General features: G+C 41.1%; 17 protein-coding genes and 1 riboswitch. Of the genes, 13 read left to right on the plus strand and 4 right to left on the minus strand.

What is annotated here, in order from left to right:
* On the plus strand, positions 1-570 hold a 570-nt coding region (locus Q0376_RS06740), incomplete at its 5' end, for a glycosyltransferase family 25 protein (protein ID WP_298705594.1).
* A gap of 138 nt (positions 571-708) precedes the next feature.
* Here the strand turns inward: Q0376_RS06740 and Q0376_RS06745 are convergent.
* Positions 709-2277 (minus strand): polysaccharide biosynthesis protein, encoded by a 1569-nt coding sequence (locus Q0376_RS06745; RefSeq protein WP_298705597.1) that lies wholly within the window; start codon positions 2275-2277, stop codon positions 709-711.
* A gap of 527 nt (positions 2278-2804) precedes the next feature.
* Between Q0376_RS06745 and Q0376_RS06750 the strand changes: the two genes are divergently transcribed.
* On the plus strand, positions 2805-3218 hold the full coding sequence (locus Q0376_RS06750) for an autotransporter outer membrane beta-barrel domain-containing protein (protein WP_298705600.1): 414 nt from the start codon (positions 2805-2807) through the stop codon (positions 3216-3218).
* 207 nt (positions 3219-3425) lie between these two features.
* Here the strand turns inward: Q0376_RS06750 and Q0376_RS06755 are convergent, their stop codons facing one another.
* The 3 genes from Q0376_RS06755 to Q0376_RS06765 all read right to left on the minus strand — a co-directional run bounded on the left by Q0376_RS06755 (position 3426) and on the right by Q0376_RS06765 (position 7264).
* A complete protein-coding gene (locus tag Q0376_RS06755; RefSeq protein ID WP_298705603.1) occupies positions 3426-4700 on the minus strand; it encodes an OFA family MFS transporter in 1275 nt (424 codons plus the stop codon).
* Between the two features lie 190 nt (positions 4701-4890).
* Positions 4891-4973: riboswitch (ZMP/ZTP riboswitch) on the minus strand.
* 231 nt (positions 4974-5204) lie between these two features.
* A complete protein-coding gene (gene fba / locus Q0376_RS06760) occupies positions 5205-6134 on the minus strand; it encodes a class II fructose-1,6-bisphosphate aldolase (protein WP_298705606.1) in 930 nt (309 codons plus the stop codon).
* Between the two features lie 179 nt (positions 6135-6313).
* Entirely contained in the window at positions 6314-7264 is a 951-nt protein-coding gene (locus Q0376_RS06765; protein WP_298705609.1) for an RluA family pseudouridine synthase, read from the minus strand.
* A gap of 226 nt (positions 7265-7490) precedes the next feature.
* Here Q0376_RS06765 and Q0376_RS06770 point away from each other — a divergent pair, with 226 nt between their 5' ends.
* The 11 genes from Q0376_RS06770 to Q0376_RS06820 all read left to right on the plus strand — a co-directional run bounded on the left by Q0376_RS06770 (position 7491) and on the right by Q0376_RS06820 (position 17561).
* The gene (locus Q0376_RS06770) at positions 7491-7985 is read left to right on the plus strand and encodes a YajQ family cyclic di-GMP-binding protein (protein WP_298705612.1); all 495 of its coding nucleotides are present in this window, start codon (positions 7491-7493) and stop codon (positions 7983-7985) included.
* Positions 7986-8233: 248 nt separating this feature from the next.
* Complete coding sequence (gene cbiD / locus Q0376_RS06775; RefSeq protein ID WP_298705615.1) at positions 8234-9352, plus strand: cobalt-precorrin-5B (C(1))-methyltransferase CbiD; 1119 nt, start codon at positions 8234-8236, stop codon at positions 9350-9352.
* Positions 9352-10191, plus strand: coding sequence for a precorrin-6y C5,15-methyltransferase (decarboxylating) subunit CbiE (cbiE, locus tag Q0376_RS06780; protein WP_298705618.1), 840 nt, complete (start codon positions 9352-9354; stop codon positions 10189-10191). The genes cbiD and cbiE overlap by 1 nt, the downstream gene beginning before the upstream one ends.
* 191 nt (positions 10192-10382) lie before the next feature.
* Positions 10383-10958, plus strand: a complete 576-nt coding sequence (gene cbiT / locus Q0376_RS06785; protein ID WP_298705621.1) for a precorrin-6Y C5,15-methyltransferase (decarboxylating) subunit CbiT — start codon at positions 10383-10385, stop codon at positions 10956-10958.
* A gap of 143 nt (positions 10959-11101) precedes the next feature.
* The gene (gene cobM, locus Q0376_RS06790) at positions 11102-11920 is read left to right on the plus strand and encodes a precorrin-4 C(11)-methyltransferase (protein WP_298705932.1); all 819 of its coding nucleotides are present in this window, start codon (positions 11102-11104) and stop codon (positions 11918-11920) included.
* Positions 11921-11960: 40 nt separating this feature from the next.
* The gene (locus Q0376_RS06795; RefSeq protein WP_298705624.1) at positions 11961-13301 is read left to right on the plus strand and encodes a cobalt-precorrin 5A hydrolase; all 1341 of its coding nucleotides are present in this window, start codon (positions 11961-11963) and stop codon (positions 13299-13301) included.
* A 20-nt stretch (positions 13302-13321) separates the two neighbouring features.
* A complete protein-coding gene (cobJ, locus tag Q0376_RS06800; protein ID WP_298705934.1) occupies positions 13322-14011 on the plus strand; it encodes a precorrin-3B C(17)-methyltransferase in 690 nt (229 codons plus the stop codon).
* Positions 14008-14805, plus strand: a complete 798-nt coding sequence (gene cobK, locus Q0376_RS06805; protein WP_298705627.1) for a precorrin-6A reductase — start codon at positions 14008-14010, stop codon at positions 14803-14805. The genes cobJ and cobK overlap by 4 nt, the downstream gene beginning before the upstream one ends.
* Positions 14774-15439, plus strand: coding sequence for a precorrin-8X methylmutase (locus tag Q0376_RS06810; protein WP_298705630.1), 666 nt, complete (start codon positions 14774-14776; stop codon positions 15437-15439). The genes cobK and Q0376_RS06810 overlap by 32 nt, the downstream gene beginning before the upstream one ends.
* Positions 15439-16635: an iron ABC transporter permease gene (locus tag Q0376_RS06815; RefSeq protein ID WP_298705633.1), complete on the plus strand. Its 1197-nt coding sequence runs from the start codon at positions 15439-15441 to the stop codon at positions 16633-16635. The genes Q0376_RS06810 and Q0376_RS06815 overlap by 1 nt, the downstream gene beginning before the upstream one ends.
* Positions 16635-17561 (plus strand): ABC transporter ATP-binding protein, encoded by a 927-nt coding sequence (locus tag Q0376_RS06820; RefSeq protein WP_298705636.1) that lies wholly within the window; start codon positions 16635-16637, stop codon positions 17559-17561. The genes Q0376_RS06815 and Q0376_RS06820 overlap by 1 nt, the downstream gene beginning before the upstream one ends.
* The last annotated feature ends 43 nt before the right edge of the window (positions 17562-17604 follow it).

Genomic DNA, 17604 nt, shown 5'->3' on the forward strand with positions numbered 1-17604 from the left:
TGTGGTTTAAGTCATTTAGAAGTAATACGCAATTTCTTAAATAGTGATGAGAAGACCTTACTTATATTTGAAGATGATGTGGGGTTTGCTGAAGAGGCTTCTTTGACCGTATTGGAAGAAATTGATTCATTCATGGCGAGTCAAAGTGGACCAGCAGCTTTAGGCTTGTATAAAAGCTCATATAGCTTTAGAAAAGTAAAGGAGCTTTCTAAATGCTCTATCTACTCAGCATTTAGCTTTACTTTAGCTCATGCGTATATTATAAATCGTGCGGCAGCTCAAATTATGGTAGACCTACAAACACCGATAAATTTTGAGATTGATGTTTTCCAAAACTATTATTTATTAAAAGGTTGTCAGCTCTTTTGTTTAGATAAAGATTTAGTTGTACAAAAGAATTGTATTCAGTCTACCATTGGTGAGCAACGGGCTAAGCGGAATAAAGAGTTTAAAAAACACAAAAAAAATGTGTTCATTGATTTGTATAAAAAATTATCCTTTAAAGAAAAAGTATTGTTTTGGGGGCGCAAGCTTTCAAAAGAAATATATCGACCATTTAGGCCTAAATAAAAAACAGCCCCAGTGCATAAGTAATGCACTGGGGCTGTTGTAGTTATGAATCGAAGAAACTGTATTTTATTATATTTTACTGTATTTACTGCATCTTTCTATTGATGACAATGGGGGGCTATAAGGGATAATACTTTCCTATGCCTTCTCCCTAAAAAATTTTCCAATCAAAGGCATGCGTTGTGCATCGTGTTTATTGAGTCCTTTTAGTAAGAACATAATAATCACATAAATGATGCCGCCGATGAAGGCTGTAATAGCCATGGCGAAGAATTTATGCATAATAGCCTCCAGTGGTGGATACATAAAGTACATGGCGACGCCCATGATAATGGCGCTGACGATATTTTTCCAAAGTAGGGAAAAATCGAGGAAATAGCCGGTGTACTTTTTGATCCAAATCAGATTAAGTAGAGCAGCTACGCCAATGTCTGCAACGGTAGCCCAAGCGGCACCGGTAATACCCATCCAAGGGAGGGCCGTTAGATTCCAGTTGAGTAATACTTTACATAGGGCGGCAATCCCCATGTTAATAACTGGTAGCGTTGGTTTGCCAAGGCCCTGTAAGATGCCTGTTGTTACTTGATGCAGGCCTAAGAAGAAAATGGCAATCGCTGTAATTTGAGTTGCTCCAGCGGCACGTGGTGCATTGTAAATAACACTAACAACAGGTTCCGCTAATACATAGAGCATTAAGGTAAATGGCACAGTTGACATAAAACTGATGCGCATAGCGCCAGCTGTACGATAGTATACATTTTGCTTATCACCGATGGCGTTTGCATTGGAGATGGCTGGTACAATACTTGTTGCTAAGGCCGCCGTAATGATGGTGGCCAAATTAATGAGTGGCACAGCCATACCTGTTAGATAACCGAAGAGCTCAGTAGTTTCATTCATGCTAAAGCCTGCTACGGCAAGACGTCTTGGTACGATGATTAAGTCTAGATTTGATACGATGGGAAGCATTAAGCTGGCCAAGGAAATCGGTAAGGCTAATTTAATAAGTCGCTTAATAATGGATTGTGCTGACTCAGTAGGCCCATCAGGTTGTACATGACCATCTTCTGGCGCACTTGGTAATTTGTAGTAATAATAGAGGAGAACTAGTAAAGCGCCAAAGGCCCCGATACCAGCCCCCATACTAGCGCCCCCAGCGGCAGCATCTAAGCCATATGGTAATAGCATATAAGCGGCCCCTAGCATGACAATGACGCGCAAGAGTTGTTCTATAATTTGACTGACCGCCGTAGGCGTCATAAGTTGCCAACCTTGCAAATAGCCACGATAACAGGAGATTAATGTAACGAAAAAAATAGCTGGTGCCAAGGCAATCAGCGCTAAATAGGCACGACTATCAACGATAATGCCTGATGTGATGAGCCAGTCGGCGCCAAAATACATGAGAATACTAAAAAGTAGACCAGTAGCAAAAAGCAAGTTAAAGGAAAGCTTAAATACTTTTTGAGCGCCCTTATAGTCGTAACGAGCTAATTTTTCAGCTGTTAAAATTGAAATGGCAATAGGTATGCCTGCGCTAGAGAGCTGCAAGGCTAAGAGATAAATAGGAAAGGCCATCTGATAGATACCAATCCCTTCACCGCCGAGCACTCGGGAGAGTAGGATCCAGTTAATACTACCAATTGCTTTAACAACAAAGCCGGCGATTGTTAAAATCAGCGTACCTTGTAAAAAACGGTTCACCATAATATATAGACTCCTAATCCAGTTAATTGTTTAATTGAAAATATTTGAGATTAGTTGAATTTCTTGTATCATCTCAATATTAAATTTTAACATAGTTTAAGCGACTATGCATTAAGATTTTGAGAGAGCGGTGAAGAGATTATTATACTTATGAAGAAATTAAAAAAATCATTAAATTTCGTACAGGTAATTAATTTTAAGATAATTTAATAATAAAATTATAATATCGAATAAGTTGATGAATAGAAGATAAAAAATATGAAAGAGTACTGAATTATTTCATCTTATTTTTAAAAATATATCGATTTTAAAAATCGAGAGAGGTATAATAATCAAAAGGGATAAAATAAGTAATAACTGTGTTATATTTTTTAATGAAAATGATAACTTAATTGGGAGTTTAGTATGTGTTGGTAAAATCCATGCAAAAAGTAAAGCGTATTTAGTGAATGGAGAGCAATCTAAGGCATCCTTTGGTACTTGGTATCAACAGCTTAGTGCGGAATGGGGTCGTAGAAAAGCTCTAAATGAGGATTTGGTATTTTGAGCCACAAGTTCAATTACAGTATACTCATATTAATAGCAAAACTTATACCACAAACGATGGCATTACGAATCATTTAAATCACACGAATAGCTTGATTGGTCGTTTAGGATTCCGATTAGGGCATCATATGGATGAAGATACTTCTTGGTATTTTAAAGCCGATGTACTCCATGAGTTTGCTGGCAATCGGTCGTTCTATTTGACTTCTATTGATGGATTAGAACGAATTCACTATGATGTAACGAACCATGATACTTGGTATGATATTGGCCTAGGGATTAACTCTGAAATGAGTCATAATCGTAGTATCTGGTTAGAAGTAGAACGTAAGCTAGGCGGTTCGTATTCTAATGCTTGGGAAATTAATGGTGGTATGACTTGGAAGTTTGACTAATGTTTATAAGCTTACATTAAAAATCTTAGCTCCCTCACACAGAGCAGCTAAGAAATTAGTAAATACAGCTAAGAAATTAGTAAATATTAAAAAATGAGTGGGCAGTACATAATAAAAGAGCTAGGACACAACATTTAGGTTGGTTCTAGCTCTTTTTTATATTTTGATGATGTTAGCGATAATATTAGGTGATATTAGATTAGGAATTTACGCCTGTGGCTCTAATCCTTCTACTTGCTCTACTGTATTTTCAGCTTCTAAAAGTTCAGTTTCACTGCTCGCTGTAGCGGCATCAAAGTGACGATCTTTGCTATAAACTTTTAGGGCTATAGCGATAATTAAGTTTAATATAAACAAAGCGCTGAATACATAGAGTGGGCCGCTATAGCTAGCTGTGCTTTCACGAAGGAAAGACACTAGAGTAGGCCCTGCAATACCTGCCATCCCCCATGCTGTAAGAACGCGACCATGGATGGCACTTAATTGTTTGGTACCAAATAAATCGCTTAGGTACGCCGGCATGCAAGAGAAACCGCCGCCGTAGCAAGTGATGATAACAAAGACTAAGATTTGGAAAATATACGCCGTTGTGGTAAAACCAAGGAAGGCAAAAGCGGCAATTTCAATACCAAAGAAAAGAATATACGTAGCAGGACGGCCAAGATAGTCAGAAATAGTGGACCATACGATGCGACCAAGGCCATTTAATAGGCCAATAATACCTACCATGGAGGCTGCTTCGGTAGCACTCATACCAACTACTTCCTGCGCCATAGGGGAGGCCACAGCCAGTAAACCGATGCCGCAGGTAATATTGATGAAGAAAATCCACCAAAGTGCCGGGAATTGCCAAGTGCGCACTGCTTCGTGCGTAGTCATACCACGATTTAATAGTGTAGATGTTTTGGTAGTACCCATTGTTGTTGGCGGTTTTAAGTATAATGCAGATAGAGCCATAATAATAATATATGCTATGCCTAAGATGCGGAAGGTACTGACTAAATCATATTGGCTTGTTAAGTATTGCATAAGGGGACCGGCGATGAGGGCGGCAAAACCAAAACCCATAATAGCAAGTCCTGTAGCAAATCCGCGATTGCGAGGGAAGTATTTTACTAATGTAGAGACCGGTGTAATATAGCCTACACCAAGTCCAATACCGCCGATTACACCATAAAATATGTATAAGAGCATTAAGTTATGGGCATCTAAGGCAAAGGAAGTACCTAACATGCCAATACCAAAGAAGATGGTGCTGAGAAGGCCGCTTTTTTTAGGGCCAATTTTTTCTACAAAACTACCAAGCAGACCTGCTGATAAGCCAAGGAATAAAATGGCTAAAGAGAAGGTCCAAGTTGTTTCTTTTAAAGACCAACCCATGGTAGCCATAATAGGGCGTGTGAGCACGCTCCACGCATAGACACTACCAATACAAATGTGAATTCCAATAGCGGCTAAGGCAATAAGCCAACGATTACGCATAGTATCATCCTTTCTAAGGAAAGGGAGATTACTAGAGGCCTTTTTATAGATATCATATTATATGCTGCACTGAGTTCAGCAGTCTATTGAACTGCATCAAATTCAGCAGTCTATTGTGCCACATCAAGATCAACAGTCCTACAGTTAGCTTAAACCTACGATATACCTATAAAAAGAGACCGCCTGAGCAATCTCCTGCCCAGACGGTCGGCTTATTCGCAATGTACAATACATGTGGTTCATTCCACTAATCCGTCAGCATTGCACATCTGTTTAAATTGTGAGCTCATTATAACAAGTGTATCGAAGGGTGTCAATTTACTCATAGTCAAATTAAGTATACCTAAAAAATATAAGTATAAATTAAACCGATTTATTTATATTAGCTGATATGTTTATTTTCTATTTAACGCATAGAACTATAATTGTCATAAGACTAAAAAGAAACATACTACACATAAAAAAGCTATTAGCCCTTAGACTAATAGCTTTTTTATGTATAGATTATAATTTACCAGAAGAACCAAGTACATTTTTAATTTTATGTTGTACCATGGATTTAATAGCAGCACGAGCTGGCCCTAAGTATTTGCGTGGGTCGAATTCAGAAGGTGCTTCTACGAAGCATTCGCGAATGGAGGCAGTCATAGCAAGGCGAAGGTCTGTATCAATATTAATCTTACATACAGCCATGCTAGCTGCTTTGCGAAGCATATCTTCAGGAACGCCCTTAGCACCTGGAATATTGCCGCCGAATTGATTACATTTGTCTACGAATTCAGGAAGAACTGTGGACGCACCATGAAGAACGATAGGGAAGTTTGGTAATAATTTGCCAACTTTTTCTAAGCGTTCAAAGTCAAGGTATGGAGTGCCTTTAAATTTATATGCCCCATGGCTTGTACCGATGGCAATAGCTAAGGAGTCAACGCCAGTGCGTTCTACGAATTCTGCAGCTTGGTCAGGATCCGTGAAGATGGCATCTTTGTCGCTTACATTTACATCATCTTCAACACCTGCTAAACGGCCAAGTTCACCTTCTACTACTACATTGTGAGCATGAGCATAGTCTACAACTTGTTTAGTTAATTTTACATTCGTTTCAAAATCATGTTTGGAACCGTCAATCATAACGGAAGAGAAGCCGCCGTCAATGCAAGCTTTACAGATTTCAAAATCATCGCCATGGTCTAAATGAAGGGCAATAGGAAGACCGCTATCTTCAAGGGCTGCTTCCACAAGTTTTACTAAGTAAATATGTTTAGCATATTTGCGAGCACCAGCAGACACTTGCAAAATTAAAGGTGACTGCTCTTCTTTAGCTGCATCAACGATACCTTGTACAATTTCCATATTGTTAACATTGAAAGCACCGATGGCATAGCCACCTTCATAAGCTTTTTTAAACATTTCAGTAGTAGATACTAATGGCATAATTTTCCTCCTTGGACTTTCGTCCATACATAAAATAGTTGGTAGACGTATATAATCTACCATATTTTAGTTGAAAGTTTACATCAATTTCAGTATAGCAAGAAGCGCCGTAAAGGGCTACTACAATTTATGCATAGGTCACTGCGGGCAGAGGCCTATGAGAACTAAAATTGAGAGAATTATTTTTTAGGAAATGGAGACAAGTACCTATCTATTAGGGGTTTCCAACTCTCAGGATAAGGTGCAGTTAATTGCAGTAGTTGCTTTGTCATGGGGTGGACAAATTGAAGCCCACTTGCATGTAGGGCTTGGTGGTTGAGTAAATCTAAGGAACCTCCATATAAGTCATCACCTACTAAGGGATAGCCTAAATAAGACATATGGACGCGAATTTGATGGGTCCGTCCTGTGTGAAGTAAAAATTTTACGCGGGAGATGCGCGTACTGTACTGTACTCTCGTAATATCAGTGCGAGCCGGTTTGCCATAGGTGGAGCATTGGCGCTCAATGATGCTGCCCGGTTTACGACTAATAGGCCAATGGACGCTTAATTTTTCACAAGGGAAGAAGCCGTCACAGAGTCCTTCATAGGTCTTTTGGATATGTGTGTGTTGCTTTGTAAAGGCATGCTGTACGAGGGCGTTTTTGGCTAAAATAACAAGACCAGAGGTATCCTTGTCTAAGCGATGCACAGGATGAAATGACGCATTGCGTTGGCCCGTGCGATTATAATAGTAAATGAGACTATTGGCTAAGGTGTGATGCCGCTCGGTAGCCGTGGGATGCATGAGCCAGCCAGTAGGTTTGTTTACTATGAGGAGGTGGTCATCCTCATATATAATGGGCGGGTCTACGTCCCAAGGCTCGAATTGAGGTGTTTCCTGCCAATAAATGGCGAGTTCGTCACCACCTTGTAATAAACTGTCCCAGTGGGCACGTTTTTGATTAATAAAAATGATGCCATCCGTTCGCAGGCGGCGACGCAAAGCTTGGGAGATGCCTTCGCGGCGTACGGCGTGATTCACAGACGTGCGCACTACCTCAGGAGCGATGCGCAGCTGAATCAATGGCTTATCTATGGATTGTTTTTCTTCAAAAACTAAAGGCGTTTCATCAGTATATAAATTCATAATGTACCTCTTATAATTAGTGTCATCTCATTGTATCGAAGAGGGCCTATTTGTACAAGAGGGGATATATAAAATGGAGGAGCTTTTTCTGTGGAAGCACCTATACTGGCACAAGTGGTGATGTATAAAATGTATAAGTCCCTTTATTTTGATAATATTCAAAATGGAGATAAAAATGGTATAATATAGCTATAGTTTTTATATATAGTTTTAGGAGGAGTCATACATGGCTAAAGATTGTTCATTTGATGTTGTATCAGAAGTAAATATGCAAGAAGTGGATAATGCAGTAAATCAAGCAAAAAAGGAAATTGGCACACGCTATGATTTCCGTGGTAGTAAATCTGAAATTACACTAGAAGGGGAAACAATTAAAGTTATCTCCGATGATGAATATAAACTTAATGCAGTGGTTGATGTAATTAAAGGTAAAATGGTTAAACGTAATGTAGCGCTTAAAAACCTTGATTATGGTAAAGTAGAACCTGCTTCTGGAGCCACTGTACGACAAGTGATTACAATTAAAAAAGGCATTGATAAAGAAACAGCTAAAAATGTTGTTAAAATGATTAAAAATATGAAGCTAAAAGTACAGGCTCAAATTATGGAAGACCAAGTGCGTGTAACTGGTAAAGATAAGGACTCCTTGCAGGAAGTTATTCAAATGCTTAAGCAACAAGATTTGCCAGTGGAATTACAATTTGTTAATTTCCGTTCCTAATTTTGCTCCTATTTGAGTAGAGCAGCGTATTACGCTGCTCTTTGCTATTTTTAGTACATTTTTGTTGATACTTATGAGTCGGTTTGAGTGCTTATTTAGTTGTGTAGCGCTGTGCTTATAGGTAAGTGAGTTTTTATTTGTGCACCATAACTAAGGAAAAGTACCTGGATTATTTTTAGTATCTCTTTAGGTTCATATAGATAATTTTTTACTGATCCTAGAAAGACTGATCCTAGAAAGGAGGGCCTATGACACAAGAGAAATTACGTGGCGGTTATACTACGGGCTCAAGTGCTACGGCTGGAATGAAGGCGGCTTTGTTGGCCCTTCTACAAGATGAATATGTAAGGCAGGTTAGGATACAAAATCCTCAAGGGCAGCAGATTGAAGTACCTGTGGAAGATGTGGAGATTCTGTCTAGTCAGGTGGCACGTGCTGTAGTCATCAAGGATGGCGGCGATGACCCAGATGTAACACATGGGACTCAAATTGTTACAACTGTGGAGCTTACCCCTACAGGAGGCCTTCAATTTAAGGCTGGTACGGGCGTAGGTGTAGTGACGAAGCCAGGCCTTTCTTTAGCACCTGGTGAGCCGGCTATTAATCCTGGACCGCGAGCGATGATGAAGCTTGTGTATGATGAGTTTTCTACTCAACTCGGTACATCCTCACAAGGTCTTATTGTAACTGTCTCCGTGCCTGAAGGGCTTGAATTAGCTAAAAAGACCTTGAATGAAACGCTCGGTATTGAAGGAGGCATTTCCATTATAGGTACCACTGGAATTGTCAAACCTATGAGTGAAGAAGGGTTTAAAAATTCTTTAGTTCCTCAATTGCAGGTTATGAAGGCTCATGGATTTCATACCGCTGTTTTGGTGCCGGGGCGTATTGGCCGTGATTTAGGGGCAAAACAACTAGGTATCGGTGAAGATCAAATGGCGGAAACCAGTAATTTTATTGGCTTCATGTTGGAACAATGTGTAGCCCAAGGCTTTAATGATATTTTGATTATTGGACATATTGGTAAAATTGTAAAACTTGCATCTGGCAGTTTTCATACTCACAATCGCATGAGTGATGGGCGTATTGAAACATTAGTAGCCTATGCGGCTTTAGAGGGCGCTTCAAAGCAGGTGGCACAAGAAATTATGGATTGCGCCACCACGGAAGCGGTAATGCCTATTTTAGCAAGAGAGAATCTAACTGCGGTGTATCAACGCGTGGCTCAGCGGGCAGCCCTACGCTCTAAGCGCTATATTAAAGGCGAGGCAGATGTTGGAATTATAATTGCCAATTTAGATGGTACCATTTTAGCTCTAGATACTCATGCTAAAACTATAGTGGAACGAGAGGGGTGGCATATATAGTGCAGCATATAGAACGATTTCAACAGAAGCCTAGGCAGGAAACTATACAGGGGGCTATGCATGAATCTATAGAGGACCCTATGCATGAATCTATAAAGGATCCGATGCATGAATCTATGAAGAATTCTAGGCATGAACCTATGAAGGACCCCATACAGGATTCCCTGTGTAATGATGCTGAGGATCTTAAAGATAAACATATTCTTTATGTTATTGGTATTGGTCCTGGTAATCCTGACTATGTGGTGCCTAAGGGGCTTCGCTTAATTGAAGCGGCTCCAGTACTTGTAGGAAGTGAGCGCGCGTTAGCTGATTTTGCTAAGCCTCATCAAAGAACGTTTTCTATTACAGGCAAATTAAAAGAACTTATTACATGGCTCCAAGCACAATTAGCTACACAAGATGTGGTGGTATTGGTGAGTGGTGACACGGGCTACTATAGCTTACTACCGTATTTGAAGAAGAATATTAAGGACTATCCTATTGAGGTGGTGCCTGGTATTAGTTCTATGACCTTTGCCTTTGCTAGACTCCGTGAAGTGTGGCAAGATGCTGATTTGTTGAGTTTTCATGGCCGTGTTCCGCCAGAAGACGCTTTACTCTATAAGCCTATGCGGAAATTAGGCTTTTTGACGGATAAAATACATAATGGAGCAGCCATTGCGAAGATTCTAATGGACCATGGTTGGCCAAAGAACTGTCGCATTGTGGGCTGTGAGCGTTTAAGTTATGAAGATGAACACATTGAAGAATTTACCTTGCAAAGTATGAGTCAAAGTGAAGGATTTGAACATGCTGTTATCATTGCCTTTGCAGGTGATGAACAGGCTAATACTTAAAGTGTTGAGTATGCCGTTATTATTGCCTGGGCGCATAATGAACAGGTTAGTCCTATATTATGTAAGACGCTATGATCGTCATCATACGGAATACATAGTGGAATCATGGCAATTAATATATAAAGTGGTGTGGTTACAATTATTTCATATGAAGGCAGATAAGTTATAAATAAAAGTGAGAAAGGATTTGTATGGCTCATTTTTTTGGAATTAAAGACGAAGAATTTATTCGTGCTGATGTGCCCATGACGAAGCGCGAGATTCGTATGGCAGTGTTAAATGAAGCACATATAAATGAAGATAGTATCGTGCTTGATGTGGGGGCTGGTACAGGCTCTATTTCCATTGAGGCTGCCTTGGCGGCACCGAAGGGGCATGTATATGCTATTGAGCGCTTTGCAAAAGGCGTGGCCCTTATAGAGCAAAATAAGGCGAAGTTTCACGTATCTAATTTGACCGTTATGGAAGCAAAAGCGCCTGATGGCATGAATCAACTTCCTATGCTAGACGCCGTTATCATTGGCGGCAGTGCTGGTGGTATGACGGGAATTTTAGATGCCTTAGAAAATAAATTGAAACGCGGTGGACGTCTTATTGTTACCGCTGTGACAATGGAGACGGGATATACTATCTTAAAAGAATTAAAAGAACGTCCCTATACGTATGAGGGCTATCAAATGAGCGTAAGTCGCTTTAAAAAAGCCGGTCCTTATCACATGATGGACCCTTTGAGCCCTATTTTTATTGTTGTAGCCGAAAAGAAATAGGAGGTAATGAGATGGAAAATTTATTGCAAGATGCAGTGAATAGCACACAAATCGCAGCATCTCAAACAGGGGTTAGTCAAAATGAAATGCCTCATGCTACAGCACATAATGGTACAGCATCGCAATCATCAGTCATTCAATCTATGGAAATAGATAATAGAAAAGACAATAGAAAAGACAATAGAAAAGATAATCCACAAAAGAGTTCAGTTTATTTTGTTGGTGCTGGTCCTGGCGACCCAGAACTTATTACGCGTAAAGGATATCGTCTAGTAAGTGAAGCTCAGATTGTTATTTATGCCGGGTCTTTAGTGAATCCTGCCATTTTAGAGGCTTGTTCAAAGGATTGTGCTATTTACAATAGTGCCACTATGAATTTAGACGAAGTCTTAGCAGTTATGAAAGAAGGCGCTGCGGAAGGTAAATTAATTGTGCGACTTCATACGGGGGACCCTGCTATTTATGGGGCTATACAAGAGCAAATGGATGCCTTAGATGACCTAGGGATTACTTATGAAGTCGTGCCTGGGGTGAGCTCGTTCCTAGCTACAGCAGCGGCGTTAAAGCAAGAGTATACTTTGCCTAATGTATCGCAAACGGTGATTATTACGCGCATGGAAGGGCGTACGCCAATGCCACCTAAGGAGAAATTAGCACTTCTAGCTGCTCATGAAGCAACTATGTGTATTTTCTTAAGTGTACAAATGATGGATAAAGTGGTGGCGGAATTACTGAGCGGTGGTTATAAACCGACTACGCCAGTAGCTATTGTGGTGAAGGCGTCTTGGCCAGATCAACGCATCATTCGTGGCACCTTAGATACAATTTGTGACCTCGTAGCTAAGGAGGGCGTCCTTCGCCAAGCAATGATAGTCGTAAGTCATGTATTAGACAGTGATTATGAACTGTCTAAATTATATGATAAAGGTTTTAGTCATATGTATCGTAGTGCTAAGAAATAAAAGGCATTCAAAATACTAAGCAGCACATGGGAGGTGTCCTATGAAAATAGCAATTATATCTGTCACAACGGGAGGCGCTGAATTAGGGCAACGCATTTGTCTTGCCTTAAAGGATAAAGCGGAAACCTTACATGGGAGTGCACAGATTTATGTATATGAAAAAGAAGGGCGAGAAAGTGAAGCATTTCGCCTAGAATCTGTAGGCTCCCAACAACAAACTGTAGACGGAGGGATCCAGAGTATAGAGCTTTCGCAGCACGGAGGAGACTTTCCTCAACAAACTGTGGATTCCCCACAACAAGGTGTGGACTCTGTGCAACAAGCTGTAGACGGAGGGCCGCAGTGGGTAGATTTCAAGTACGGGGGAGATTCCCTGCAACAGGTTGTTGGTGTTAAGACATATTCTAAAGTCTTTCAAAGTTTGAAAGACCTTATACCTGAGCTCATGGCAGAGTATGAGGTGTTGCTTTTCATTATGGCTACTGGTATTGTGGTACGCATGATTGCGCCCTATATTAAACATAAGTCGGTGGATCCTGCTGTGGTGTCCATGGACGAGCAAGGCCAGTTTGCCATTAGCCTCTTATCGGGGCATTTGGGGGGCGCTAATGAGTGGGCCCACATATTTGCTCATGCAAGCGGCGCCACGCCGGTGATTACAACAGCAACAGATGTAAAGGGCTTGTCTGCTCCTGATGTATTGGCGAGAAAACTTAATTTTGAAGTTGATAATTTTACTATATTAAAACATATCAATGCGGCCATTGTGGCCAATGAGCCGGTTTCATATTATTTAGATGATACCTTATATTTTGCTCCATATTATAAATCAGTAGCACAGCATATGGGGATTTCAGTACAGACTTTTAATCCCTATACGGTGGCAGGGCAATCCTTGTGCCAAGCTGGAAATGAGGCACAAAAGCGCGTGATCATTACGGACTTAAATTTACCAATAGATGAAACTACCTTATACTTGCGGCCTAAAACGATTACTTTAGGAATAGGTTGTCGGCGGGGCACGTCTAGGAATGCCATTAAAGCAGCCATTGAAGAGGCCTTAGCTCTTGTAGGGCGCAGTGCAAAAAGTGTTATGAGTGTAGGTTCAGTAACTGTAAAAGCAGATGAAGTGGGTTTACTAGAAGCCGTGAAGGATTGTAATTGGTCCATTCATTTTCATACCCCAGCTGCTATAGAAGAAGTAGTTCAGGCTCAAGGCCTAGAAGAATCAAAATTTGTTAAAGAAACGATAGGAGTAGGCAACGTATGCGAGACAACAGCATTATTAGAAGCGAAGAGTCAAACATTATTACTAAAGAAAACCAAGTATCAGGGCATCACCATAGCCATTGCACAGGTGCAATCAAGGTCATTGGCATAGGCCCTGGCAATGCGGAATTTATGACCCCTCAAGCTAGAGAAGCTATTTTAGCTGCTGATCGTGTAGTGGGCTATTTAACCTATTTAGATCTTATTAAAGATCTCATTAAAGATAAGGAAACAGTGGGTACCGCTATGATGCAGGAAGTGGATCGCTGTCAGCAAGCTGTCGATTTGGCGAAGGCTGGTCATCAGGTGGTGGTTGTATCTAGTGGTGATTCTGGTATTTATGGTATGGCGGGCCTAGTTATGGAACTTGCTAATAAAGTAGCAGCTGAAGAGCGGCCATCCGTAGATATTATTCCAGGGCTTAGCGCTGTCAATGTAGCGGCTGCTGTTTTAGGGGCGCCGCTTATGCATGATTTTGCAGTTATCTCCTTAAGTGACTTAATGACGCCTTGGGATTTAATAAAAAAACGGGCTGCCCTAAGTGCTGAAGGGGATATGGTAATTGCCCTATACAATCCGAGAAGTAAAAAGCGCATTACCCATCTCGATGAAGTGCGCGATATTGTGCTTCGTTTTAGAGCCCCTAAAACGCCGGTAGGTATCGTACAAAAAGCAGGCCGCGCTGGGGAGCATATGGTGATTTCTGATTTAGAACATTTTACAAAAGAAGAAGTGGATATGCAGACTTTAGTTATTATTGGCAATAGTCAAACCTATGTAGAAAATGGCCGTATGATTACGCCAAGGGGCTATAAATTATGATTTGGGTTATTGCTGGTACTTTGGATGGACGCACCTTAGCGGTGGATGTTCAAAAGCATACAAAGGAGCCTGTATTAGTATCCGTAGTGAGCCAATATGGCGCCCAATTAGCTGCTCATGAAGGCATAGAGGTTCATACAGGGCGGCTCGATAAGGATGCTATGAAAGCGTTAATAGTGAATAAATCCATACGCTTACTTATGGATGCGAGCCATCCCTATGCAGCTGTGGTTACAGCTACAGCGCGAGAGGCGGCGGATGAATTAGGCATTCCTTTTGTTCGTTTTGAACGGCAGGAGATTCCCTTGCCAGCTTATGATAAATTGCATCATGTAGGTAATGAACAAGACGCCGCTACTTTAGCCGGCCAGTTAGGGGCACGTATTTATTTAACCACGGGAAGCAAGACTATGCATGTGTTTGCTTCATCTCCGGCTTTAGCAGATAAAGACGTGTGGACCCGCGTATTACCTACCGCTGAAGTGTTGCAAATGATGGAAGACTTAGGGGTTTCACCAAAGCGCATTATTGGCATGCAAGGACCTTTTTCGTATGATATGAACCGCATTATGTTCAAGGACACAAAGGCGGATGTAGTGGTAATGAAAAATTCAGGCTTAGTCGGTGGTTCTGATACGAAACTACAGGCGGCTATGGATTTAGGCTTACATATTATTGTCATTGTTCGACCCCAACCAGCAAAAGGGGCAAAAACCATTACTACAGCAAGTGAATTTTACACTTTATGGGAGGATATGAAGGATGGACTATATAAAAAATCCAAAGGCAATTGAAGATAAAAGTATGGAATTAATTTATCCTTATGTGAAGGATTTACATTTGACAGACGATGAAATTTGCGTTTACTCCCGTACCATTCATGCGTCTGGTGATGTAGAATATGCCCAATTAGTACGCACTAGTCCTGATGCGGTGGCTAAAGGGATTGCTGCTATTGAACAAGGTGCCCATGTATACTGTGATGTAGAAATGGTCCGCACGGGCATTAATAAAGCTGCATTAGCACTACGAGGCAGTGAAGCGCATTGTTTGATTAAGGATGAACAGGTAGCCCAATTAGCTAAAGAATTAGGTGTGACGCGTTCTATTGCGGCTATGCGCACATTCGGCAAAGCCTTGGAAGGACAAATTGTAGCTATTGGTAATGCACCAACGGCTTTATATGAAGTATTGCGACTTGCCTTAGAAGAAGGGGTAAAGCCGGCGCTTATTATCGGTATTCCTGTAGGCTTTGTAGGTGCTGCAGAATCGAAAGACTATTTAATGGAGGTTTCACCAGTTCCTTATATTACGGTAAAAGGTAATAAAGGCGGCAGCTCCATTGCCGCCTCAGTTGTGAATGCCTTGTTATACACAGGGGTGCAACGGGATGGTATGCTCTTTGTAAAGGGGAAGGATGAGAAGTAATGACTTCGTCGTCAAATCGGAGTGGCCGTGGAGAGGGTCCTGGTCAAGTTAATACGCAAAACGTAGCCGATAACCAAATGACAAGCAATAACCAAAAGGCACCTAATAACCAAATGGTACTCAATAACCAAAAAATACCTAATTACCAAAAAGCACCCAATAATCAAAACGAACCTAATAGTCAAAACGGAGTCAATAACCAAAAGGCAGCGAATCAACGTAAGGTGAAGCGGCTCTCCTGGGTTCTATTCTTTCTTGCGTTAGCTATTTTGAGCTCTATTGTGTCTTTAATTTATGGAGCAGCTGATATTAGTTTGAGTAAAATTTGGCATACTCTATGGAGCTCGCAATTAATAGATACTGAAGATATGGTTATTTGGAATATTCGTTTGCCACGAAATATTGTAGCTGCTTTAGTAGGGGCCAATTTAGCAGTTGCAGGGGCCATTTTACAGGCGGTGATGAAAAACCCTTTGGCGGACCCGCAAATTGTAGGCGTTTCCTCAGGGGCTGGATTAGCAGGTGTCATAGTGTTTATTTTATTTCCTAGCTGGGAATATTTAGTGCCTGCTGTGGCCTTTATAGGTGCTTTAGGGGCGGCTCTCATGGTGTATGCGCTGGCCTGGAAAAATGGCATTCGACCTACTCGAATCATTTTAGCTGGTGTAGCAGTGGCGGCCTTTTTAGGCTCCGGCATTTCGGCTTTGTTGGTTTTTTATGGTGATCGCGTGCAAGGGGCCTTGCTTTGGATGGTAGGGGGCTTTTCGGCTCGCAGTTGGCCCCATGTATACATGCTCTTACCTTACACAATAGGGGGCTTGCTTTTAGCCTTCTTAGGTTCTAAGCGATTAACGATTCTAAGTCTAGGTGATGAAACGGCTAAGGGCTTGGGGCTTCCAGTAGAACAAACTCGCTTTACTATGACTGCTATTGCCGCTTTGCTAGCAGCTAGCGCTGTTAGTGTGGCCGGTTTAGTTGGCTTTGTGGGGCTGGTGATTCCTCATGTGGCCCGTATGATTATAGGCAATGATTATGTATTTTTATTGCCTGGGTCAGCCTTCTTAGGTGCTACTGTGCTCGTAGTTTGTGATACATTAGGACGCGTTGCATTTTCGCCCCTTGAAATCCCCGTGGGCATTATTATGGCTTTCTTGGGAGCGCCCTTTTTCCTCTATCTGTTAAGGAGGGATGCGTAATGGGAGTAAAGCTAGAACATCATATAAATGAGACCCAATTCGCTTTTGATACTCAAAATTCTTCTGAGACTCAAAATTCTTCTGATGTCCCAAAGTCTTCCGAGGCCCCAAAGTCTTCTGAGTTCCAATTTTCTTCTGAGACTGCAGTCTCGTGCATAGATTTAGAAAATGTAGCTGTTAGTTTTGCTAGTAAGGATGTACTAGAATCTATTTCCTGGTCTATTAAACAAGGGTCCATAACTACATTAATAGGGCCCAATGGATGTGGGAAAAGTACCTTGTTAAAATGTATTATGGGCAGTTGTAAAATGAAGACGGGACAGATTTTTATCAAAGGTAAATCCCTAGATCAATATGCACCAAATGACTTGGCAAAATTGATTGCCTTTTTACCACAAGCTCCAGAAATTCCTCAAGATATGGTGGTTGAGGAGTTAGTCTATTGTGGGCGTTTTCCTCACCAAAATTGGTGGCGCAATTCGGCTCGCGAAGACCGGATTGCGGTAGAACGAGCCTTGCAGGCAACTAAAACATTTCATTTGAAAGATCAACTTATTAACTCTTTATCTGGTGGTGAGCGACAACGCGTATGGATTGCCATGGCCTTAGCCCAGGAGAGTGAAATTTTACTCTTAGATGAACCGACCACCTATTTAGATATTAATCATCAATTGGAAGTGTTGGATTTATTGAAGCGTTTAAATCGCGAGCAAGGTCTTACTGTGATTATGGTACTTCATGAACTTAATCAAGCGGCTGCGTATTCTCATGAAGTGGGTGTATTGCATAAGGGGCATTTAGCAGCGGTGGGAAACCCTAAAAGGGTGTTTACGCCAGAGCTCTTAGAAGCGGTATTTGCTGTAAAATCCCATATATCCTGTGAATTGGGAACACCGTATATAAAAATCGAAGGCTTGCTAAAATAAAAGTGTAAGGTTTGCAAAATAAGTTGCAATTTTGCAAAAATTA

This window comes from uncultured Veillonella sp. (genome assembly GCF_937981445.1).
Lineage (GTDB): Bacteria > Bacillota > Negativicutes > Veillonellales > Veillonellaceae > Veillonella_A.